This window comes from Pseudomonas sp. VD-NE ins (assembly GCF_031882575.1).
GTDB classification, from domain to species: domain Bacteria; phylum Pseudomonadota; class Gammaproteobacteria; order Pseudomonadales; family Pseudomonadaceae; genus Aquipseudomonas; species Aquipseudomonas fluorescens_BZ.
Genome location: NZ_CP134772.1, coordinates 6,623,474 through 6,645,158 on the forward strand (window position 1 = coordinate 6,623,474; position 21,685 = coordinate 6,645,158).

The following is a 21,685-nucleotide window of genomic DNA, read 5'->3' on the forward strand; positions in this document are numbered from 1 at the left end:
GCTTATTTCTCCTGACTGACAGCCGCGCAAATCAAGTTGATACCGCGGGCCTGAATCTGATCGCGTGCGTCATTGGGCAGGCGATCATCGGTAATTAGGGTATGGACGCTGCTCCATGGCAGCTCCAGGTTGGGAATCTTGCGACCGATCTTGTCGGCCTCGACCATGACGATGACTTCCCGCGCCACTTCGGCCATGACCCGGCTCAAACCGAGCAGCTCATTGAAGGTCGTGGTGCCGCGCACCAGGTCGATACCGTCGGCGCCAATGAACAATTGGTCGAAGTCGTAAGAGCGTAGTACCTGCTCGGCGACCTGGCCCTGAAAGGATTCCGAATGCGGATCCCAAGTGCCGCCGGTCATCAACAGCACCGGCTCGTGTTCGAGTTCGCTCAAGGCATTGGCGACGTGCAGGGAGTTGGTCATCACTACCAGACCGGGCTGTTGGCCAAGCTCCGGGATCATGGCGGCGGTGGTGCTGCCGCTGTCGATGATGATTCGCGCGTGTTCGCGGATGCGTTTCACCGCTGCACGGGCGATGGCCTGTTTGTACTTGGAAACGCTCTGCGCGGTTTCCGCGACCAGTTCCTGCGGCATGGTGATCGCCCCGCCGTAGCGGCGCAGCAACAGACCGTGGCTTTCCAGCGCGGCGAGATCCTTGCGAATCGTAACTTCGGAGGTTTCGAAGCGCTTGGCCAGTTCATCCACACTGACTTCGCCCTGCTCGTTGAGCAAGGCGAGGATGTTGTGGCGGCGTTGCGGCGTGTTGCGTTTCGACATGGCGGCTTAAGTTTCGTTTCGAAAGATAACGTAAGCAATCAAAACCTATCGGCCATAAATCGTCAAGCTGTCGCCCAAAAAAAATCGCAACCCCAACAGTCCCCGTAGGAGCTGCCGAAGGCTGCGATCTTCTGATCTTCAAAAAGCCGCTGTGGATAACTCAGCTCTTCTTGATCTTCTCCGGCCGCTTCCAGCCATCGATATTCCTCTGCCGCGCTCGGCCCACGGCCAACTGCGCGTTATCCACATTCTGCGTAATGGTCGAACCGGCTGCCGTGGTCGCACCGGCAGAGATATCCACAGGCGCGACCAACGAATTATTGGAGCCGATGAACACATCCGCACCCAGCACGGTTTTCCACTTGTTGGCGCCGTCGTAGTTGCAGGTGATGGTGCCTGCGCCGATGTTGGTGCGCGCACCGATTTCGGCATCGCCCAGATAAGTCAGGTGTCCGGCCTTGGCGCCTTCGCCCATGTGGGCATTTTTCAATTCAACAAAGTTACCCACATGCGCACGCGCTTCGAGCACGGTGCCTGGACGCAGACGCGCGAACGGGCCGGCATCACTGCCCTCGCCCAGAACGGCACCTTCAATGTGCGAGTTGGCCTTGATCACCACGCCTTTGCGCAGAGTGCTGTCCTTGATCACGCAGTTCGGGCCGATCACCACGTCGTCTTCAATGACCACATTGCCTTCGAGGATCACGTTGATGTCGATCAGCACGTCGCGACCGACGGTCACTTCACCGCGCACGTCGAAACGCGCCGGGTCACGCAGAGTCACGCCTTGCGCCATCAACCGACGGCCGGCGCGCAACTGGTAGTGACGCTCCAGCTCGGACAGTTGCTTGCGATCGTTGGCGCCCTGCACTTCCATCGGGTCGTGCGGTTGTTCGGTGGCGACAACCAGGCCATCACTCACCGCCATCTCGATCACGTCGGTCAGGTAGTACTCGCCTTGGGCATTGTTGTTCGACAGGCGACTCATCCAGTCGGCCAGACGATTGGCCGGTACCGCGAGAATGCCGGTATTACCTTCAGTAATTGCGCGTTGCGCTTCGCTGGCATCTTTGTGTTCAACGATGGCTACGACCTTGCCGTCGGCATCGCGCACGATGCGGCCGTAACCGGTCGGGTCATCCAGCTCGACGGTGAGCAAACCCATCTGTCCAGGCACGACGTGCTTGAGCAGACGCTGCAGGGTTTCGACTTCGATCAGCGGCACGTCACCGTAGAGGATCAGCACGGTGTCGGCAGTAATGAACGGCACCGCTTGAGCAGTGGCGTGGCCGGTGCCGAGTTGCTTGTCCTGCAGGACGAAATTCAGATCATCAGCAGCCAGACGTTCGCGCACCACATCCGCGCCATGGCCGATGACCACATGGATGCGCTGTGGATCAAGTTGCCGGGCGCTGTGGATAACATGACCCAGCATGGAGTTGCCGGCAATCGGATGCAGCACTTTCGGCAGCGCCGAACGCATACGGGTGCCTTGACCGGCCGCGAGGATAACGATTTCAAGAGACATGACTGGCTACCAATCCTGGGTGGTCAGCAACTGCGACCGGGTTTCGGGAATTCGGAAAAGAAAAAAGGGTAGCCGAGGCTACCCTTTTTTATCAATCGCACAACAAGCGGCTGACGGATTAACCGCCAAACTTCTTGCGGATCTGCTGGACGGTGCGCAGCTGTGCTGCAGCCTCGGCCAGACGTGCGGACGCAGCTCCGTAGTCGAAATCTGCGCTCTTCTCGTGCAGAGCAGCTTCGGCAGCCTTGAGAGCTGCCTGGGCTTGAGCTTCATCCAGGTCGGCGGCGCGTTGCACGGTATCGGCAAGCACCTTGACCATGTTCGGCTGAACCTCGAGGAAACCACCGGAGATGTAGAACACCTCGGCTTCCCCGCCTTGCTTGATCAGGCGGATCGGACCTGGCTTCAGATTAGTGATCAGCGGCGCGTGACCCAGAGCGATACCAAGATCACCCAGTGCACCGTGCGCAATCACCATCTCGACCAGGCCGGAAAAGATTTCCCCTTCCGCGCTGACGATATCGCAATGGACTGTCATAGCCATCTGATTGCCTCAACCTAAATGAGCGCCCGTTGCCGGGCGCCGGGATTACAGTTTCTTGGCTTTCTCGATCGCTTCTTCGATGCCGCCAACCATGTAGAACGCTTGTTCTGGCAGGTGGTCGTAGTCACCGTTGAGGATGCCTTTGAAGCCAGCAATGGTGTCTTTCAGGGAAACGTATTTACCCGAAGCACCGGTGAAGACTTCAGCCACGAAGAACGGCTGCGACAAGAAGCGCTGGATCTTACGAGCACGGTTTACCAACTGCTTGTCGGCTTCCGACAGCTCGTCCATACCCAGGATCGCGATGATGTCCTTCAGCTCTTTGTAACGTTGCAGAACGTACTGAACGCCGCGAGCGGTGTCGTAGTGGTCCTGGCCGATTACGTTCGGGTCCAGCTGGCGCGAAGTCGAATCCAGTGGATCTACCGCTGGGTAGATACCCAGGGAGGCGATGTCACGGGACAGAACGACGGTGGCGTCCAAGTGGGCGAAGGTGGTCGCTGGCGACGGATCGGTCAAGTCATCCGCAGGTACGTATACCGCTTGGATCGAAGTGATCGAACCTTCCTTGGTCGAAGTGATACGTTCTTGCAGAACGCCCATCTCTTCAGCCAGGGTCGGCTGGTAACCTACTGCCGAAGGCATACGGCCCAGCAGTGCGGATACTTCAGTACCGGCCAGGGTGTAACGATAGATGTTGTCGACAAACAGCAGAACGTCGTTACCTTCGTCACGGAACTTCTCGGCCATGGTCAGGCCGGTCAGTGCTACGCGCAGACGGTTACCCGGCGGCTCGTTCATCTGACCGTAAACCAGTGCCACTTTGTCCAGAACGTTGGAATCCTTCATCTCGTGGTAGAAGTCGTTACCCTCACGAGTACGCTCACCCACACCGGCGAACACGGAATAACCGCTGTGCTCGATGGCGATGTTACGGATCAGTTCCATCATGTTTACGGTTTTGCCTACACCGGCACCACCGAACAGACCGACTTTACCGCCTTTGGCAAACGGGCAAACCAGGTCGATAACCTTGATGCCGGTTTCCAGCAGGTCGTTGCCGCCTGCCTGTTCAGCGAACGAAGGCGCTGGACGGTGAATGCCCCAACGCTCTTCGGTGTCGATCGGGCCAGCTTCGTCGATCGGGTTACCGAGGACGTCCATGATCCGGCCCAGGGTCGCTTTACCGACCGGTACGGAGATGGCTGCGCCAGAGTCGGTAACTTCCAGACCGCGCTTCAAGCCTTCGGTGGAACCCATCGCAATGGTGCGAACCACGCCGTCGCCCAGCTGCTGCTGAACTTCCAGGGTGGTTTCAGCCGCGCTCACTACTTTCAGCGCGTTGTAGATGCTCGGTACGCTGTCGCGTGGAAATTCCACGTCGATAACGGCGCCGATGATTTGAACGATACGTCCGCTACTCATAGCTGGATCCTCTGAATATTTGAACCGTTAAACCGCGGCAGCGCCGCCGACGATTTCCGAGATCTCTTGGGTGATCGCAGCCTGACGCGCCTTGTTGTAGATCAGCTGCAAATCGCTGATCAAATCACCGGCGTTGTCGGTAGCGTTCTTCATCGCGATCATCCGCGCAGCTTGTTCAGCCGCGTTGTTCTCGACCACCGCCTGGTAGACCTGCGACTCAACGTAGCGGACCATCAAGCCGTCAAGCAGCTCTTTGGCATCCGGTTCGTAGAGGTAGTCCCAGTGGTGCTTGAGATCCTGATCCGGGGTCGCCACCAGTGGAATCAACTGCTCCACGGTAGGCTGTTGCGTCATGGTGTTGATGAACTTGTTGGACACCACGGACAGGCGGTCAATACGGCCGTCCAGGTAGGCATCCAGCATCACCTTGACGCTGCCGATCAAGTCATTGATCGACGGCTCTTCACCCAGGTGGCTGATAGCTGCAACGACGTTACCGCCGAAGTTGCGGAAAAAGGCCGCACCCTTGCTACCAACGACACACAGATCAATCTCGACGCCGTTTTCGCGGTTTACCGCCATGTCCTTGACCAGGGCCTTGAACAGGTTGGTATTCAAGCCGCCGCACAGACCACGGTCACTGCTCACCACAACATAACCAACGCGCTTGATAGCGCGGTCGATCATGAACGGGTGGCGGTATTCCGGGTTGGCGTTGGCCAGATGCCCAATAACCTGGCGGATACGCTCCGCATAAGGACGGCTAGCAGCCATGCGCATTTGTGCCTTGCGCATTTTGCTGACCGCCACTTTTTCCATGGCGCTGGTAATCTTTTGCGTGCTTTTGATGCTCGCAATCTTACTGCGAATCTCTTTTGCGCCTGCCATGTAACACCTATCAGGTTAGCAAGCGGGAGCCTCGCGGCTCCCGCTGCGGCTTACCAGGTTTGGGTGGCCTTGAACTTCTCGATACCGGCTTTCATGCCAGCGTCGATTTCGTCATTGAAGTCACCTTTAACGTTGATCTTGGCCATCAAATCGGCGTGATCGCGGTTGAAGAAAGCAATCAGCGCTTGTTCGAAGCTGCCGATCTTGGCGATTTCAATGTCAGTCAGGAACCCACGCTCAGCGGCATACAGCGACAGCGCCATGTCAGCGATCGACATTGGTGCGTATTGCTTCTGCTTCATCAGCTCGGTAACGCGCTGACCATGCTCAAGTTGCTTACGGGTCGCTTCGTCCAGGTCAGAAGCGAACTGGGCGAATGCCGCCAGTTCACGGTACTGAGCCAGAGCGGTACGGATACCACCGGAGAGCTTCTTGATGATCTTGGTCTGAGCGGCACCACCCACACGGGATACCGAAACACCGGCGTTCACTGCAGGGCGGATGCCCGAGTTGAACATGGCCGATTCCAGGAAGATCTGACCGTCGGTGATGGAAATCACGTTGGTCGGAACGAACGCGGAAACGTCGCCAGCCTGGGTTTCGATGATCGGGAGTGCGGTCAGGGAACCGGTTTTGCCGGTCACTGCGCCGTTGGTGAACTTCTCTACGTATTCTTCCGAAACGCGGGATGCGCGCTCCAGCAGACGGGAGTGGAGATAGAACACGTCGCCTGGGTAAGCTTCACGGCCTGGTGGACGGCGCAGCAGCAGGGAAATCTGGCGGTAAGCCACTGCTTGCTTGGACAGATCGTCATAAACGATCAGTGCGTCTTCACCGCGGTCGCGGAAGAATTCACCCATGGTGCAACCGGAGTACGGTGCCAGGAATTGCAGCGCAGGAGATTCCGAAGCACTGGCAGCCACGATGATCGTGTTGGCCAGGGCGCCGTTTTCTTCCAGCTTGCGAACCACGTTGGCGATGGTCGATTGTTTCTGACCAATAGCTACGTAGACGCAGAAAATGCCGCTGTCTTTCTGGTTGATGATCGCGTCGATCGCCAGAGCGGTTTTACCGATCTGACGGTCACCGATGATCAGCTCACGCTGGCCACGGCCGACAGGGATCATGGCATCGACAGCCTTGTAGCCAGTCTGTACAGGCTGGTCTACCGACTTACGCCAGATCACGCCCGGAGCAACTTTCTCGACCGCGTCGGTCTCGGTGTTGCCCAGTGGACCTTTGCCGTCAACAGGGTTACCCAGTGCGTCGACTACGCGACCCAGCAGTTCCTTACCAACCGGAACTTCGAGGATGCGGCCGGTGCACTTGGCGCTCATGCCTTCAGCCAGAGACTGATAAGCGCCCAGTACAACGGCACCTACGGAGTCTTGCTCCAGGTTGAGGGCCATACCGTAGACGCCGCCCGGAAACTCGATCATCTCGCCGTACATGACGTCGGCCAGACCGTGAATCCGCACGATGCCGTCAGATACGCTGACGACAGTGCCTTCGTTACGGGCTTGGGAGGTCACATCGAGTTTGTCGATGCGGCCCTTGATAATTTCACTTATTTCGGAAGGATTGAGTTGCTGCATTGCTCTGCTGCCCCTTCAAACTCAAGATTTCAATGCTTCGGCAAGTTTCGCGATTTTGCCGCGAATCGAGCCATCGATAACCAGGTCGCCGGCGCGGATAACGACACCACCTATAAGGGCAGCATCCTCCGCAACTTGCAGGCGCACTTCCCGGTTGAGTCGTGCACTGAGAACCTTGGCGAGTTTGTCTTGCTGTTCTTGGTTCAATGCAAAAGCACTGGTCACTTCAACGTCTACCGATTTCTCTTGTTCGGCCTTGTACAGGTCGAAAAGAGCGGCAATCTCCGGCAAAAGCGGGAGACGGTCGTTTTCGGCAACGACATTGATGAAGTTCTGTGCCTTGGCATCAAACTTGTCGCCGCACACGTCAATAAACGTGGCGGCCTTTTCTGCGCTCGTCAGTCGCGGGGCCTTGAGCACGCGCTGCATGGTGTCATCTTGTGACACCGCTGCAGCCAGGCCGAGCATGGCTGACCAATTGGCCAGTTGCTGGTGGGCCTGAGCGTGCTCGAAGGCCGCCTTAGCGTAAGGTCGGGCCAACGTGGTCAGTTCTGCCATGATCGCCCTCGCTTAGATTTCAGCAGCCAGTTGGTTAACCAGCTCTGCGTGCGCGTTTTGATCGATTGTGGCACCCAGGATCTTCTCGGCGCCGCCGACAGCCAGCAAACCCACTTGGGCGCGCAGCTTGTCTTTGACACTGTTCAGTTCCTGTTCGATCTCGGCTTGAGCCTGAACCTTCACACGGTCAGCGTCGACACGGGCCTTTTCAACGGCCTCTTCGACAATCTGGTTACCGCGTTTCTTGGCTTGCTCGATGATTTCAGCTGCCTGAGCTTTCGCTTCGCGCAGTTGCTGACCCGCTTTCTCTTGGGCCAACTCCAGGTCGCGAGCTGCACGGCTGGCAGCGTCCAGACCATCAGCGATCTTCTTTTGACGTTCGTGCAGAGCAGCGATGACCGGAGGCCATACATACTTCATGCAGAACAGTACAAAAATCAGGAACGCAACGGACTGGCCAATCAGGGTCGCATTAATGTTCACGCCAACACCTCGCAGTTACGTTGTCCATCACATCAAATTACTCGGAAGAATCCGGGTAATTAGCCAGCGATCTGACCAACGAACGGGTTCGCAAAGGTGAAGAACAGAGCGATACCAACACCGATCATGGTTACGGCGTCGAGCAGACCGGCAACGATGAACATTTTAACTTGCAGCATTGGAACCATTTCTGGCTGACGCGCTGCGCCTTCCAGGAACTTGCCGCCCAGCAGGCCGAAACCAATTGCGGTACCCAGTGCGCCCAGGCCGATCAACAGTGCAACAGCGATAGCGGTTAGACCAACTACAGTTTCCATCTTTCCTCCCGACTTTTACGTCGTATGGTTTAGGTTTTTTAGATTAAAGCGGTAAAACAAATCGTTTCAGGTGCCCTGTGAAGAGCCCCTTCCCGTTTGACCGGGAAGGACATCAGACTAGTCGAGACTGGCCTTAATGGTTTTCTTCGTGCGCCATCGACAGGTAGACGATGGTCAGCATCATGAAGATGAACGCCTGCAGGGTGATGATCAGGATGTGGAACACAGCCCACGCCCACTGCAGAACAACGCCCAGGCCGCTCAGCCAGAGCAGACCGCTGCCGAACATCACAGCGATCAGAATGAACACCAGCTCGCCGGCATACATGTTGCCGAACAGACGCAGAGCCAGAGAGATCGGTTTGGCGATCAGGGTCACGAATTCCAGCAGGAAGTTCACCGGGATCAGCAGGGCTTGAACGAAGATGTTCTTGCTGCCGAACGGGTGCAGGGTCAGCTCGCCGATGAAGCCGCCGAGGCCCTTGACCTTGATGCTATAGAAAATGATCAGTGCGAAAACCGAGAACGCCATGCCCAGGGTCGCGTTCGGGTCGGTAGTCGACACGGCACGGAACGGGATGTGGTGGTCGCCGGTGATCAGGATGGCCAGTTGAGGAATCCAGTCGACCGGTACCAGGTCGACGGCGTTCATCAGGAACACCCAGACGAAGATGGTCAGTGCCAGCGGTGCAATCACCGGGCTACGGCCATGGAAGCTGTCTTTCACGCTGCCATCGACGAATTCGACCAATACTTCAACGAAGTTCTGCAAAGCACCCGGCTGACCCGAAGTCGCTTTCTTTGCCGCCATGCGGAAAAGAAGTACGAAGATCAGACCCAACGCGACCGACCAGCCGAGAGTATCGACGTGGAAAGCCCAGAAGCCCATTTCTTTGGCTTCTGCTGCGGTATGGGCAAAGCCCCAGCCGCCGTTAGGTAGCTGACCGAAGGTCAGGTTCTGCAAGTGGTGCTGGATATAGCCCGAAGCGGTTGTTTCTGCCATGGTTGCCTCAAACGCCCTAAGGTCTCGAAAGTCTTGTTCTCATCAGCAGGGGAGCGAACCAGCTGACCGACTGAGTCAGCACGAACGCGCCGAATACAGCTATCGGCGCCAGTGGCTTCACACCTGCAAACACCAGTGCAAAGAGCACTGCCGTCAAAATCAGTTTGCCTGCCTCGCCGGCATAAAAAGACCGGACGATGGACTGGGCTGCTCGGGCGCCGGAAAACCGAAATGCCTTGTGAGCGAAATAAACATTGGGCAGCAAGGCTATCAGGCCTCCGCAAAGTCCCGAGTATCCGGCAACGACTCCGTGCCATTGCCAGAGCGCCAAAGCGGCAATGAGCAAAATGACAAATTGAGCCATTAACACCGGAAAAACCGCCAGGCGATGGAACGGCAGGCGGTTTGGCTTGCTGGTTTCCATCACTATTGCTCTCCAATGGTCGGCTGCCAGAATTCAATAACTTGGCATAATTTGTGCCGACAAAATGCGCGCAGAGTATAGGGGCGGTTCTGCCCCTATTCAACTGTCAGGTAGTGATTTCCGACTGCGCGCTACATGAGGAAATGTTTCAGCGGATGTGTGCGAGCACACCTTGAAGCTCATCGAGGGAGTTATAACCGATCACCAACTGCCCCTTTCCCTTCTTGCCGTGGCGAATCTGCACCGCAGAGCCTAGGCGCTCGGCCAGACGCTGTTCGAGACGGGCGATATCCGGGTCGGGTTTGGTCGCTTCCACAGGCTCCGGTTTACCACTCAACCACTGGCGAACCAGTGCTTCAGTTTGGCGCACGGTGAGCCCGCGTGCGACAACATGTCGCGCCCCTTCCACCTGCTGATTGTCCGGCAGACCGAGCAAAGCACGGGCATGACCCATTTCCAGGTCGCCGTGGGACAACATGGTCTTGATGACTTCCGGCAGTGCAATAAGCCGCAACAGGTTAGCCACAGTGACGCGGGACTTACCCACAGCCTCGGCAACTTGCTGCTGAGTCAGCTGGAATTCCTGCTGCAAACGCTGCAGGGCCACTGCTTCTTCGATCGGGTTGAGGTCTTCACGCTGGATGTTCTCGATCAGCGCGATGGCAATCGCGGTTTCATCCGGCACATCGCGAACCATTGCCGGGATGGTTTCCTGCCCGGCTTGCTGGCTCGCGCGCCAGCGGCGTTCACCGGCGATGATTTCAAAGCGGCCACCGCCAATCGGGCGCACCACGATCGGCTGCATCACGCCTTGCGCTTTGATCGAGGCCGCCAGTTCTTCCAGCGCCTGCGGATCCATGTCCCGGCGCGGCTGGTATTTGCCACGCTGCAGCAGATCAAGCGGCAGGTGTTGCAATTCACGGGTGTCAGCCTGCGCGGCTTGTTCTTCCAGCGCGCTGACGGTCGGACCACTCAGCAGTGCATCCAGTCCACGTCCGAGACCTCGTTTCTTGACGGCCATGGGGATTCCTTAAGTTGCCTGAGCGGCGGCGATGCGTGAATTTTTGCGCTGACGACGAACCATCTCGCCGGCCAGGGCCAGATAAGCCAGGGCGCCACGCGATTGCTTGTCGTAGGCCAGCGCCGGCATGCCGTAGCTCGGCGCTTCGGCCAGACGGATGTTGCGCGGGATCACCGTGTCGTAAAGCTGCTCGCCGAAGTGTTCCTTGAGCTGCGCCGAAACGTCGTTCATCAGGCTCAGGCGCGGGTCGTACATGGTCCGCAGCAGGCCTTCGACTTTCAGGTTCGGATTGAGCAGTTCAGCGATGCGCTTGATGTTATCCACAAGGTCGCTGAGACCTTCGAGCGCAAAGTATTCGCACTGCATGGGGATAATGACCCCATCAGCGGCGACCAAGGCGTTCAGCGTGAGCATCGACAGCGACGGCGGGCAGTCGATCAGAATGTAATCGTAGTTTTCACGGATCGGCGCCAGCGCGCTGCGCAGACGGCTTTCCTTCATCTGCATTTCCAGCAGCACCACTTCAGCCGCCGTCAGATCGCGGTTGGCCGGCAGCAGTTGATAACCGCCGTGCTCGGAATAGTGCATGGCCTGGGCCAGATCGCATTCGCCGATCAGCAGGTCGTAGACCGAGTTTTCCAGGCCGTGTTTATCCACACCGCTACCCATGGTGGCGTTGCCCTGTGGATCGAGATCGATCAACAGCACCCGGCGCTTGGTCGCGACCAGGGATGCTGCGAGGTTGATGCAGGTGGTGGTCTTGCCCACACCACCCTTCTGGTTCGCTATCGCGAATACCTTAGCCATTCTTGCTTGTGTTCCCAATCATGCCGTGCGGCGCAGTATCAGCAGATGGCGTTGGCCTTGGCAACCGGGTACGGCCAGGGCGTGTTCGCTATCGAGTTTGAAGTCTGCCGGCAATGCTACCAGCTCATCGGCCGGATGAACGCCCTTCATTGCCAGCCAGCGTGTATCGGCGTCGCCTAAGTGGCGAGTCCAGTTGGTGAAGTTTTCCATGCTGCTGAACGCCCGGGAAATGATCCCGTTGAACGGTTGAGCAGGCTGGAAGGCTTCGACACGACTGTGGATAACTTGCAGGTTATCCAGTTTGAGTTCGAGTTTGACCTGGGTCAGGAAGCGGGTTTTCTTGCCGTTGCTGTCCAGGCAGGTCACTTGCGAATCCGGATACAGGATCGCCAACGGGATCCCCGGCATGCCGCCGCCACTGCCGACGTCGAGCCAGCGACCGTTTTCGATGAACGACATGACGCTGAGACTATCGAGCAAGTGCCGCGAAACCATTTCGTCCGGATCGCGCACCGCAGTCAGGTTGTAGGCCTGGTTCCATTTGATCAACAGGGCCAGATAACCCAGCAGCAATTCGTGCTGGGTTTCAGTGAGATTGACACCGAGCTCGCGGGCTCCTGTGGATAACTCTTCGGCGTGTTGCGAAGTGACCTTAGAACTCAAGCGCTTTGCTCCAACTGACGGCCCGCGCCGCGTTTTTTCAAATGAATCATCAACAGCGAAATCGCTGCCGGGGTCACTCCCGGGATCCGCGAAGCCTGGCCGAGCGTCTCTGGTCGAGTCGCGCCGAGCTTGCTCTGGATCTCCTTGGAGAGACCGGAAATGTTGGTGTAATCGATATCCACAGGCAATTTCGTGTCTTCACTGGCGCGCAGACGGGCGATTTCGTCCTGTTGACGATCAATGTAACCGGCGTATTTGGTCTTGATTTCAACCTGCTCGGCGACCTGTGGATCTTCGGCGCCATTGCCGGTCACTTCGACCAGACCAGCGTAGTCGATTTCCGGACGGCTCAAGAGGTTGAGCAAGTTGTATTCGTGGGTCAGCGGCGTGCCGAATTTCTCGGCAATCGCATCGCCCTGCTGCGTATTCGGACGAACCCAAGTGCTTTTCAGGCGCTGCTCTTCGAGTTCGATGCTTTCGCGCTTCTTGCAGAAGGCTGCCCAACGGGCGTCATCGACCAGGCCGAGTTCGCGACCTTTTTCGGTCAGACGCAGGTCGGCGTTGTCCTCACGCAGAATCAGGCGGTACTCGGCACGGGAAGTGAACATGCGGTACGGCTCTTGGGTACCGAGCGTGATCAGGTCGTCGACCAACACGCCGATGTACGCTTCATCGCGACGCGGACACCAGGCTTCTTTGCCCTTGGCGCGCAATGCGGCGTTGGCACCAGCGAGCAAACCTTGGGCGCCAGCTTCTTCGTAACCGGTGGTGCCGTTGATTTGCCCGGCGAAGAACAGACCGCCGATGACTTTGGTCTCGAGGCTGTACTTCAGGTCGCGCGGATCGAAGTAGTCGTACTCGATCGCATAACCCGGACGCACGATGTGCGCGTTTTCCATGCCGCGGATCGATTGCACGATCTGCAATTGCACGTCGAACGGCAAGCTGGTGGATATCCCGTTCGGGTACAGCTCATGGGTAGTCAAACCTTCCGGTTCGATAAACACCTGATGGCTTTCCTTGTCGGCAAAGCGGTGGATCTTGTCTTCGATCGACGGGCAATAGCGCGGGCCGATGCCTTCGATTTCACCGGCAGCGGAATACATCGGCGAACGATCGAGGTTCGCCGCGATGATTTCGTGAGTGCGGGCGTTGGTGTGAGTAATCCAGCAACTGACCTGGCGTGGATGCTGTTCCTTGTTGCCCATGAACGACATCACCGGGATCGGCGTATCGCCCGGCTGCTCGGTCATCACCGAGAAATCCACAGACTTGCCATCAATACGCGGCGGTGTACCGGTTTTCAGGCGACCGACACGCAGTGGCAGTTCACGCAAACGGTGAGCCAGGGCAATCGACGGCGGATCACCGGCGCGACCGCCGGAAAAATTCTGCAAACCGATGTGGATAAGTCCGCCGAGGAACGTACCGGTGGTCAACACCACGGAATCGGCGAAAAAGCGCAGACCCATTTGCGTGACAACACCACGGACTTGTTCCTGCTCGACGATCAGGTCGTCAGCGGCTTGTTGAAATATCCACAGGTTCGGCTGATTTTCCAGAATTTCGCGGACAGCAGCTTTGTACAGAATCCGGTCGGCTTGCGCACGGGTCGCCCGTACGGCTGGGCCTTTGCGGCTGTTCAACACGCGAAACTGGATGCCACCCAAATCGGTAGCCGTGGCCATCGCGCCGCCGAGGGCATCGATTTCCTTGACCAGATGGCTTTTGCCAATGCCACCGATGGCCGGGTTGCAACTCATGGCACCGAGGGTTTCCACGTTATGCGTCAGCAACAGGGTTTTTGCCCCCATACGTGCTGAGGCCAGTGCTGCCTCGGTACCGGCATGACCGCCGCCGATGACGATCACTTCAAAACGGGAAGGGAAATCCACCACGCACCTCGTGCCTGCTTAAGTAGGTAATTCAGGAATAGTTTGAGATCAGGTTTCTGGACCTGGTCGACAAGTATAGGGACTTCGCCCTTCCTAAAGAACCCTTTGCACAAAATTTAACCAGCTGTGGAGAACTCGAGGTTAAAAGAATAAAAAAGAGAGAAATTTATAAAACCTTTGTTTTTATGTTTATTCTTACTGAGCAGCGTTTCTGTGGATAGATCTCTACAAGCCTTTATATTCAATATGTACAGAGTTTTAAAACCCTGTGCTCATGTGCCAATAAGGCCCTTGGATAACCGGTTTAAGCCTGTGGATGAAAGGGGTGGTTATCCACAGACGGGGTTATGTCCAGTTTTCAGGCCCTGTTATCAACTGCCCTTAGTGGCAGTTATTCACAGGGCTTAATCCACAGAAAATCGACCAAATGGTTTTTTCAGGACGCGAAAAAAAGCGCCACCGATGATCCGGTGACGATGAGGAAGCCGATGGAGGGAAGTGAAAGGGCTATTGTGAGAGAACGTAACAGAGGCTAATAATAGCCATTATCATTAACTTGCCAGTTCTTCCCATGTCCTTACCCGCCCATAACGCTGCGATCGAGCAAATCTACGAGCAACACCATTCGTGGCTATATGGATGGCTCAAGGGCAAATTGCATGACGCCTGCGATGCGGCCGATGTAGCGCATGACACGTTTGTGCGGATTCTGGCGGCCCGAAATGCCACACAGATTCGCGAGCCACGGGATTATCTGGCGACCATCGCGCGCGGCCTCGTCATTGATCGTTATCGCAGGCAGGCTATCGAAGCCGCTTATTTGCAGACCCTGGCAGCTCGGCTGGAAGCCACCGCCATCAGCGAGGAAGACAAGGCGCTGATCATCGAAACCCTGGTCGCTGTGGATAAAGCCTTGGCGGGGCTCGGTGCCAGAAGCCAACAGATCTTCATGCTCTCGCAGATCGACGGCCTGACTTATCAACAGATCGCCCTGAAGTTGAAGGTTTCATTGACCACGGTGAAGAAACACATGATCCGCGCCCTGACGGAATGTGCCCTGATCATGGCGCAGCGTTGATGGCCATCGCCCCCAATCGCCAGGTTTTCGAAGCGGCCGCCAGTTGGTACGTACAGTTTCAGGCGGATCCACCAACACTCGCTGAACAAAAGGCTTGGCAGCTGTGGATAGATAGCGACCCGGCGCATCTGGCGGCGTGGCATCAGATGGAACAATTGCAGCGCCACCTCGGCACCCTGCCGCAGGATCTCAAACGTCGCGCGCTGCACACCGGACAGCAACGACGACAGGTGCTGAAGATGTTGCTGCTTGCTGCGGGGACAGGGTTCGTTGGCTGGAATGTTCAGCAACACACATCTGTGGGGAATGTCTGGGCGGACTATAAAACCCCTGTCGGTCAGCGTCGCAACCTTACATTGACCGATGGCAGTCAGATTCAACTCAACACCGACACCGCTATTGATGTTTCTTTCGACACGGCACAACGGCTGATTCGCCTGCGCTCCGGCGAGATCCTGATTCAAACCGGCAAGCTGGGCGATCAGCGGCCCTTTTTCGTCGAAACCCGTGATGGCCGGATTCAAGCGCTGGGTACCCGATTCTCCGTTCACCAGTTATCGGGCTCGACCCGGGTTGGGGTGCTGGAAGATCGAGTCAGCGTTCAGCCCGCTGATGCATCAACGACCGCAAGAATTCTGCAGGCAGGCGAAGGCGCGGATTTTGATCGTCAGCACATCGGGCTCATTCATCCCTTCAAATCCTCGGAAGTGGCGTGGATCAACGGCCAGTTGATCGTACTCGATGCACGTTTGGGCGATGTCATCGAAGAATTGGGCCGTTATCGCAGCGGGGTTTTGCACTGCGATACGCGTGCTCGGAATCTGCGGGTTTCCGGGACATTCCGCCTCAATTCAACCGACGCTGTACTCGCCAATCTTCAGGCGTCGCTGCCGATCAACGTGCGTTATTTCACCCGTTACTGGGTCTCGATCAGCCACAACGCTTGAACGAAATTTCACTTGGGGAAAATAAATCGACAACAGGGTTATCTTTTTTTGCCCTGACCCGGCCCTAAAGGTAATCGCGATAAACGCGGCTCTTTGTCACCTTCAGGGCTTATCCACACATGCGTCTTCCCACGTTTCGTCAGCGTTTTTCCTACCACTGCATTGCCTGTAGCTTACTGATGACCAGCGCCGCGTCCTGCCTGGTGATTAGCCATAACGCCGTCGCTGCATCGGTAGCCCTGCGTTACGCCATCGCCGCCGGCCCGCTGGCTAATGCGCTGAGCCAGTTCGCCTCGGCCGCCAACGTGATTCTGTCGTTCTCGCCGCAACAGACCAGCCGCTTGCGCAGCGCCGGGTTGAGCGGCAATTACACCGTCGATCAGGGGTTCGCCCAACTGCTTCAAGGTTCAGGTTTGCAAGCCGTACCGCAGGCGCCGGGCAGCTACATCCTGCAGGCACTGCCGAACGGCGATTCACTGGAGCTGGCCCCGACCAACATCAACGGTCAGTTGGCCAATCCGATGAATCTGGATTACGCGGCGGACGTCGGATACAAGGCGCAGAACAGCCGAATCGGTACAAAAACCAGTACGCCGTTGTCGGAAACACCGCGTTCCGTGTCAGTCGTCACGGTCCAACGCATGAAAGATCAGAAATCTCAGACACTCACTGAAGTACTCGGCTACGTGCCGGGGATCTTTGCCCCACCGTTCGCCGCCGGCGACAGCCTCGCCGGGGACCTGTTCTACATTCGCGGTTTCAACGCCACCGATTACGGCTACGGTCTGTTGCGCGATGGACTACGCGTACAGGGCAACCGCTATGACACCAGCACCGAGCCTTACGGTCTTGAGCGAGTGGAGATTTTCCGCGGCCCGTCTTCTCTGCTGTACGGCGAAAACGCCCCCGGCGGTCTGGTCAATCTGGTGAGCAAACGCCCGACCGCGGCACCGCAAGGTGAAGTGCAATTGGGTTATGGCTCGAACAATCGCCGGCAGATCGGCGTCGACGTCTCCGGGCCACTCAATGACAGCGGCAACGTTCTCGGGCGAGTGGTGATGCTTGGGCGCAAGTCCGACACCCAGACCGATCATGTCCCGGATGACCGGATCTACATCGCGCCAACGCTGACCCTGAATTTCGACGACTTCAACACCCTGACCCTGCTGGCCAACTACCAGAAGGATCACACCAACATGGAACTTGGCCTACCGGCCGCCGGGACTTTGCTGACCAACCCCAACGGCAAGTTATTCAAAGGCACCATGCTCGGTGATCCGGACTGGAACACCTTCGAACGGGAAACCTGGAGCAGCGGTTACGAGTTCAGCCACTCGTTCAACGACGACTGGCAGTTCCGCCAGAACTCGCGCTACATGCAGTCGCGCATCACCCGCCACGAAACCTGGCCAGGCAACCTCAACAACGCTGGGTTCGGTACGCGTCTGAACATGACCGCCTACGATCGCTTCAACAAATCGATGGTGTATTCGCTGGATAACCAACTGGAAGGCAAATTTCAGGTCGGCGGTCTGGAAAATACCGTGCTACTCGGCGCCAGCTACGACCGGACTTCGTTCAATCAGGATTGGAACGCCGGCATCGTCGGGCCGATCGATGTGTATAACCCGGTTTACCTGCGCGACCCGACCACGCCGATTGCGGTGCAAAACACCTTGCTTGAGCAACAGATGAAAGGGGTTTATGCACAGATCCAGAGCAAGTACGACCATTGGCTGTTCCTGCTCGGCGGCCGTCAGGATTGGGTCGACAGTGATTTCCGCGACAAGGTGGCCCAGTCGAGCGACATCAGCTCCGAGGATAAGAAATTCACCTATCAGGGCGGCGTGATGTACCAGTTCGACAACGGCATGACGCCGTATGTCAGCTATTCCACCTCGTTCGTGCCGGTGCAGCAGATTTCCAATGCCGGCGCACCGCTCGATCCGATCACCAGCAGCCAATATGAAGTGGGCCTGAAGTACGAGCCGATCGGTTGGGACACCGCCTTCACTGCATCGGTGTATGACCTGCGTAAAAAAGACGACACCTACTTCGACGCCACCACGTCGAGCTATCGCCAAGTGGGTGAAAGCCGTTCCAAAGGTGTGGAACTGGAACTCAACAGCAACCTGACCCAGAACCTCAACGTCACGGCGGCCTACACCTACACCGACGCGCGAATCACCAAGGATGCCGCGACGTCATTGGTCAAAGGCCATCAAATGACCGGCGTGCCGCGTAACCAGGCTTCGGTCTGGGCGAAATACCGTTTCCTCGATGGCGATCTGAAAGGTTTGTATGTGGGTGGCGGTGTGCGTTACTTCGACAGTGCCTTCGCTTACACCTCGCCTTCTCTCTACGGGAAGCTGGATGCCGGCGACGTCACCTTGGTAGATGCGGCTATCGGTTATCAGATCGATACGCACTGGAGCGTCGACCTGAATGCAAAGAACCTGTTCGACAAGGAATATGTATCTGGATGCAACGATGCCGGCCGTTGCTACTGGGGTGAAGACCGCACCTTGCTCGGTACGGTTTCGTACAACTGGTAAAACGAAAAAGGGGCTGTGGATAAATTGTCCACAGCCCCTTTTTTCATTTGCCGATACAGAAACTGGAAAAGATCCGTCCCAACAGATCATCAGAGCTGAAAGCCCCGGTGATTTCACCCAGCGAATGCTGGGCCTGGCGCAAATCTTCGGCGAGCAACTCTCCAGCGCCAGCCAAGGTCAGCTGGGCCCGGCCGTGTTCCAACGCCGCACTGGCGTGGCGCAAGGCTTCCAGATGTCGGCGACGTGCGCTGAAGCTACTTTCCGACGTCTGCTCGTAACCCATGCAGGCCTTGAGATGATCGCGCAGCAGATCCAGACCTTCACCAGCCGACTTGGCGCTGAGACTGATCGTCACATGCCCGTCTTCGCTGGTTTCCAAAACAATGGCTTCGCCCGTTAGATCGGCCTTGTTGCGGATCAACGTAACTTTGGCCGGATCCGGCCGGGTTTCGAGGAATTCAGGCCACAGGGCAAACGGATCCAGTGCTTCCGGAGCGGTTGCATCGACCACCAGCAACACTCGATCTGCCTCGCCAATGGCTTTCAACGCGCGTTCAACGCCGATCTTTTCCACATGATCATCGGTATCGCGCAAACCAGCGGTGTCGACAACGTGCAGCGGCATACCATCAATGTGGATATGTTCGCGCAGGATATCGCGGGTGGTACCGGCAATCTCGGTAACGATCGCCGCTTCACGACCGGCCAACGCATTCAGCAGGCTGGATTTACCGGCATTCGGACGCCCGGCAATCACCACGGTCATGCCATCACGCAACAACGCGCCCTGCCCGGCTTCGCGCAGCACTGTGGATAATTCATCGCGGACTTTGTCGAGCATGCTCAGCACGTGGCCATCGGCGAGGAAGTCGATTTCTTCTTCCGGAAAGTCGATGGCGGCTTCGACGTAGATACGCAAACCGATCAGTTGCTCGGTCAAGTTATGCACACGCTGGGAAAACGCACCCTGCAGAGAACGCAGAGCATTACGCGCAGCCTGTGCAGAACTTGCCTCGATCAGATCGGCAATCGCCTCGGCCTGGGCCAGGTCGAGTTTGTCATTGAGGAACGCGCGCTCGCTGAATTCACCCGGACGCGCCAGACGGCAGCCCAGTTCCAGGCAGCGCTTGAGCAACATGTCCAGAACGATCGGCCCACCGTGGCCCTGCAGTTCCAGCACATCTTCGCCGGTGAACGAGTTCGGTCCCGGGAAATACAGCGCCAGACCTTCATCGAGCACTTGCTGGTCATCACTGAAAAACGGCCCGTAATGGGCGTAACGCGGTTTCAGTTCGCGGCCGCTTATAGCTTTGGCTGCAACGCTGGCCAGCGGCCCGGAAATACGGACGATGCCCACACCACCACGACCTTGAGCGGTGGCGACAGCGGCGATGGTTTCACGAGGTACGCTCATTAACCGGAATCCAGACAAAAATGACAGATAGCAAAACGCCCCACTAGGGGGCGTTTTGAGTGGTTATCCACAGTGTAAATCAAGCGGCTGCTTTGGTAGCCCGTTCGATCTTACGCGTGATGTACCACTGTTGGGTGATGGACAGGCAGTTGTTCACAACCCAGTACAGCACCAGACCCGCCGGGAACCACAGGAAGAAGAAGGTGAAGATGATTGGCATCATTTTCATGACCTTCGCCTGCATCGGATCCGGAGGAGTCGGGTTCAGCTGCTGCTGGATAAACATGGTTGCGCCCATGATGATCGGCAGAATGAAGAACGGATCCTTGATCGACAGGTCAGTGATCCACAGCATGAACGGCGCCTGGCGCATTTCCACGCTTTCCAGCAGAACCCAGTACAGCGAAAGGAAAACCGGCATCTGCACGAGGATCGGCAAGCAGCCGCCCAGTGGATTGATCTTCTCTTTCTTGTACAGCTCCATCATGGCCTGCGACATTTTCTGCCGGTCATCGCCATGTTGCTCTTTCAGAGCAGCCAGTTTCGGCGCAACGGCACGCATACGCGCCATCGATTTGTAGCTGGCAGCCGACAGAGGGAAGAAAAGACCCTTGATCAGCATGGTCAGGAAGATGATCGACCAGCCCCAGTTACCGACAATGGCGTGGATGTGTTGCAGCAGCCAGAAGATTGGCTGGGCAATGAACCACAGGATGCCGTAGTCGACGGTCAGTTCCAGACCTGGGGACAACTCTTTCAGCACCGCCTGGCTTTTCGGCCCGGCGTACAGCACAGCGCTGGTTTCAACTTTGGCACCCGGTGCAGCGGTCAATGTCGGACCGGTGTAACCGATGATGTAGTTGCCTTTGCTGTCTTTACGGGTCTGGACGACATTGTTCTCGCCCTTCGCCGGAATCCACGCGGTCACGAAGTAGTGCTGCAGCCAGGCTACCCAACCACCGGTGACGGTTTCTTTCAGCTGCGCCTTGTCCATGTCCTTCATGGACACTTTCTTGTACGGCTCCGAACTTGTCCACAGGGCAGCGCCCAGGTAAGTCGCGGTGCCAGTAGCAGTAGTGGACGAAGGATCAGCGCTGTTGTCGCGCTTCAACTGAGCAAACATTGCGCCATTCCAGGGCTGAGCGCTCTGGTTATCCACAATGTAGGAAACGGCTACGTCATACAGGCCGCGTTTCAGAGTGAAACGCTTGATGTAATTGACGCCGTCCTTGCTGAACTTCAGGTCTACGACCAGTTGGTCCTGACCGTCAGCCAGTTGATAAGTCTTTTTCTCCGAGGAGTAGACCGGACGACCGGCCGGATTTGCATCCGGGCCATTGGTGCCGATCAGACCGCTTTGTGCCAGATAAACTCGTTCACCGCCGTTATCGAACAGCTGGAACGGAACATCAGGACGATCCTGACGACGTGGATACAAAGGCAAGGTCAGTTGAGCAACATCACCACCTTGTGGATCGATCGCGAGATCGAGCACGTCGGTTTTGATCTGGATCAGATCCTTGCTGGCGGCTACCGGCGTTTCGGCAGGTGCACTGGTATCGCTAGCGGCGCGCGGAATATCGTCACTGGCGGCAGCATTATTGCCAGTGGCGGTGTCCGGCAAACCGGATGTAGTCGTACTGGAAGCAACATTCTGAGTCGGCAGGGCAGCCTGACCATAGTCCTGGTTCCATTTAAGGACCATAACGTAGGCCACGATTGCCAGGGCGACGATCAGGATCGTGCGTTTGATATCCATGA

General features: G+C 57.1%; 20 protein-coding genes. 3 read left to right on the forward strand and 17 right to left on the reverse strand.

Features of this window, described 5'->3' with window-relative positions:
• Positions 1–2: 2 nt before the first annotated feature.
• The 15 genes from RMV17_RS29695 to mnmG all read right to left on the reverse strand — a co-directional run bounded on the left by RMV17_RS29695 (position 3) and on the right by mnmG (position 13,930).
• Positions 3–779, reverse strand: coding sequence for a DeoR/GlpR family DNA-binding transcription regulator (locus tag RMV17_RS29695; RefSeq protein ID WP_034152180.1), 777 nt, complete (start codon positions 777–779; stop codon positions 3–5).
• A 160-nt stretch (positions 780–939) separates the two neighbouring features.
• Positions 940–2,307: a bifunctional UDP-N-acetylglucosamine diphosphorylase/glucosamine-1-phosphate N-acetyltransferase GlmU gene (gene glmU / locus RMV17_RS29700; RefSeq protein ID WP_034152181.1), complete on the reverse strand. Its 1,368-nt coding sequence runs from the start codon at positions 2,305–2,307 to the stop codon at positions 940–942.
• A 118-nt stretch (positions 2,308–2,425) separates the two neighbouring features.
• Positions 2,426–2,851, reverse strand: a complete 426-nt coding sequence (locus RMV17_RS29705; protein ID WP_007954164.1) for a F0F1 ATP synthase subunit epsilon — start codon at positions 2,849–2,851, stop codon at positions 2,426–2,428.
• A gap of 45 nt (positions 2,852–2,896) precedes the next feature.
• Complete coding sequence (gene atpD, locus RMV17_RS29710) at positions 2,897–4,276, reverse strand: F0F1 ATP synthase subunit beta (protein ID WP_007911961.1); 1,380 nt, start codon at positions 4,274–4,276, stop codon at positions 2,897–2,899.
• A 27-nt stretch (positions 4,277–4,303) separates the two neighbouring features.
• Positions 4,304–5,164, reverse strand: a complete 861-nt coding sequence (atpG, locus tag RMV17_RS29715; protein ID WP_008084419.1) for a F0F1 ATP synthase subunit gamma — start codon at positions 5,162–5,164, stop codon at positions 4,304–4,306.
• Positions 5,165–5,214: 50 nt separating this feature from the next.
• Entirely contained in the window at positions 5,215–6,759 is a 1,545-nt protein-coding gene (gene atpA, locus RMV17_RS29720; RefSeq protein ID WP_016984064.1) for a F0F1 ATP synthase subunit alpha, read from the reverse strand.
• Between the two features lie 21 nt (positions 6,760–6,780).
• Positions 6,781–7,317 carry a F0F1 ATP synthase subunit delta gene (locus RMV17_RS29725; protein ID WP_007911956.1) on the reverse strand — a complete coding sequence of 179 codons (537 nt, stop codon included), beginning with the start codon at positions 7,315–7,317 and terminating at the stop codon, positions 6,781–6,783.
• A 12-nt stretch (positions 7,318–7,329) separates the two neighbouring features.
• Positions 7,330–7,800, reverse strand: a complete 471-nt coding sequence (locus RMV17_RS29730) for a F0F1 ATP synthase subunit B (protein WP_003229781.1) — start codon at positions 7,798–7,800, stop codon at positions 7,330–7,332.
• A gap of 59 nt (positions 7,801–7,859) precedes the next feature.
• Positions 7,860–8,117 (reverse strand): F0F1 ATP synthase subunit C, encoded by a 258-nt coding sequence (gene atpE, locus RMV17_RS29735; RefSeq protein WP_003097235.1) that lies wholly within the window; start codon positions 8,115–8,117, stop codon positions 7,860–7,862.
• Between the two features lie 133 nt (positions 8,118–8,250).
• The gene (atpB, locus tag RMV17_RS29740) at positions 8,251–9,120 is read right to left on the reverse strand and encodes a F0F1 ATP synthase subunit A (protein ID WP_034152183.1); all 870 of its coding nucleotides are present in this window, start codon (positions 9,118–9,120) and stop codon (positions 8,251–8,253) included.
• A 16-nt stretch (positions 9,121–9,136) separates the two neighbouring features.
• Complete coding sequence (locus tag RMV17_RS29745; RefSeq protein WP_311884551.1) at positions 9,137–9,544, reverse strand: F0F1 ATP synthase subunit I; 408 nt, start codon at positions 9,542–9,544, stop codon at positions 9,137–9,139.
• 148 nt (positions 9,545–9,692) lie between these two features.
• The gene (locus RMV17_RS29750) at positions 9,693–10,565 is read right to left on the reverse strand and encodes a ParB/RepB/Spo0J family partition protein (protein ID WP_034152184.1); all 873 of its coding nucleotides are present in this window, start codon (positions 10,563–10,565) and stop codon (positions 9,693–9,695) included.
• A 9-nt stretch (positions 10,566–10,574) separates the two neighbouring features.
• Positions 10,575–11,372 carry a ParA family protein gene (locus RMV17_RS29755; RefSeq protein WP_007911909.1) on the reverse strand — a complete coding sequence of 266 codons (798 nt, stop codon included), beginning with the start codon at positions 11,370–11,372 and terminating at the stop codon, positions 10,575–10,577.
• 18 nt (positions 11,373–11,390) lie between these two features.
• Positions 11,391–12,035 (reverse strand): 16S rRNA (guanine(527)-N(7))-methyltransferase RsmG, encoded by a 645-nt coding sequence (gene rsmG / locus RMV17_RS29760; RefSeq protein WP_007911906.1) that lies wholly within the window; start codon positions 12,033–12,035, stop codon positions 11,391–11,393.
• Complete coding sequence (mnmG, locus tag RMV17_RS29765) at positions 12,032–13,930, reverse strand: tRNA uridine-5-carboxymethylaminomethyl(34) synthesis enzyme MnmG (protein WP_016984066.1); 1,899 nt, start codon at positions 13,928–13,930, stop codon at positions 12,032–12,034. The genes rsmG and mnmG overlap by 4 nt, the downstream gene beginning before the upstream one ends.
• Before the next feature lie 571 nt (positions 13,931–14,501).
• On the opposite strand from mnmG, the gene RMV17_RS29770 reads away from it, so the two are divergent.
• The 3 genes from RMV17_RS29770 (at position 14,502) to RMV17_RS29780 (ending at position 18,510) form a co-directional block, all read left to right on the forward strand.
• Positions 14,502–15,008, forward strand: coding sequence for a sigma-70 family RNA polymerase sigma factor (locus RMV17_RS29770; RefSeq protein ID WP_311884555.1), 507 nt, complete (start codon positions 14,502–14,504; stop codon positions 15,006–15,008).
• On the forward strand, positions 15,008–15,955 hold the full coding sequence (locus tag RMV17_RS29775) for a FecR domain-containing protein (RefSeq protein ID WP_311884557.1): 948 nt from the start codon (positions 15,008–15,010) through the stop codon (positions 15,953–15,955). The genes RMV17_RS29770 and RMV17_RS29775 overlap by 1 nt, the downstream gene beginning before the upstream one ends.
• A 119-nt stretch (positions 15,956–16,074) precedes the next feature.
• Positions 16,075–18,510 carry a TonB-dependent siderophore receptor gene (locus RMV17_RS29780; RefSeq protein WP_311884559.1) on the forward strand — a complete coding sequence of 812 codons (2,436 nt, stop codon included), beginning with the start codon at positions 16,075–16,077 and terminating at the stop codon, positions 18,508–18,510.
• Positions 18,511–18,553: 43 nt separating this feature from the next.
• Here RMV17_RS29780 and mnmE read toward each other — a convergent pair whose 3' ends face one another.
• Positions 18,554–19,924 carry a tRNA uridine-5-carboxymethylaminomethyl(34) synthesis GTPase MnmE gene (gene mnmE / locus RMV17_RS29785; RefSeq protein WP_034152189.1) on the reverse strand — a complete coding sequence of 457 codons (1,371 nt, stop codon included), beginning with the start codon at positions 19,922–19,924 and terminating at the stop codon, positions 18,554–18,556.
• A 79-nt stretch (positions 19,925–20,003) separates the two neighbouring features.
• Entirely contained in the window at positions 20,004–21,683 is a 1,680-nt protein-coding gene (gene yidC, locus RMV17_RS29790) for a membrane protein insertase YidC (protein ID WP_034152190.1), read from the reverse strand.
• Positions 21,684–21,685 lie beyond the last annotated feature (2 nt).

Excerpts from the sequence above, each read along its gene's own strand:
- RMV17_RS29695 (WP_034152180.1), bottom strand. The coding sequence starts at position 779 with ATGTCGAAACGCAACACGCCGCAACGCCGCCACAACATCCTCGCCTTG.
- glmU (WP_034152181.1), bottom strand. The coding sequence starts at position 2,307 with ATGTCTCTTGAAATCGTTATCCTCGCGGCCGGTCAAGGCACCCGTATG.
- RMV17_RS29705 (WP_007954164.1), bottom strand. The coding sequence starts at position 2,851 with ATGGCTATGACAGTCCATTGCGATATCGTCAGCGCGGAAGGGGAAATC.
- atpD (WP_007911961.1), bottom strand. The coding sequence starts at position 4,276 with ATGAGTAGCGGACGTATCGTTCAAATCATCGGCGCCGTTATCGACGTG.
- atpG (WP_008084419.1), bottom strand. The coding sequence starts at position 5,164 with ATGGCAGGCGCAAAAGAGATTCGCAGTAAGATTGCGAGCATCAAAAGC.
- atpA (WP_016984064.1), bottom strand. The coding sequence starts at position 6,759 with ATGCAGCAACTCAATCCTTCCGAAATAAGTGAAATTATCAAGGGCCGC.
- RMV17_RS29725 (WP_007911956.1), bottom strand. The coding sequence starts at position 7,317 with ATGGCAGAACTGACCACGTTGGCCCGACCTTACGCTAAGGCGGCCTTC.
- atpE (WP_003097235.1), bottom strand. The coding sequence starts at position 8,117 with ATGGAAACTGTAGTTGGTCTAACCGCTATCGCTGTTGCACTGTTGATC.
- atpB (WP_034152183.1), bottom strand. The coding sequence starts at position 9,120 with ATGGCAGAAACAACCGCTTCGGGCTATATCCAGCACCACTTGCAGAAC.
- RMV17_RS29745 (WP_311884551.1), bottom strand. The coding sequence starts at position 9,544 with ATGGAAACCAGCAAGCCAAACCGCCTGCCGTTCCATCGCCTGGCGGTT.
- RMV17_RS29750 (WP_034152184.1), bottom strand. The coding sequence starts at position 10,565 with ATGGCCGTCAAGAAACGAGGTCTCGGACGTGGACTGGATGCACTGCTG.
- RMV17_RS29755 (WP_007911909.1), bottom strand. The coding sequence starts at position 11,372 with ATGGCTAAGGTATTCGCGATAGCGAACCAGAAGGGTGGTGTGGGCAAG.
- RMV17_RS29770 (WP_311884555.1), top strand. The coding sequence starts at position 14,502 with ATGTCCTTACCCGCCCATAACGCTGCGATCGAGCAAATCTACGAGCAA.
- RMV17_RS29775 (WP_311884557.1), top strand. The coding sequence starts at position 15,008 with ATGGCCATCGCCCCCAATCGCCAGGTTTTCGAAGCGGCCGCCAGTTGG.
- RMV17_RS29780 (WP_311884559.1), top strand. The coding sequence starts at position 16,075 with ATGCGTCTTCCCACGTTTCGTCAGCGTTTTTCCTACCACTGCATTGCC.
- mnmE (WP_034152189.1), bottom strand. The coding sequence starts at position 19,924 with ATGAGCGTACCTCGTGAAACCATCGCCGCTGTCGCCACCGCTCAAGGT.
- yidC (WP_034152190.1), bottom strand. The coding sequence starts at position 21,683 with ATGGATATCAAACGCACGATCCTGATCGTCGCCCTGGCAATCGTGGCC.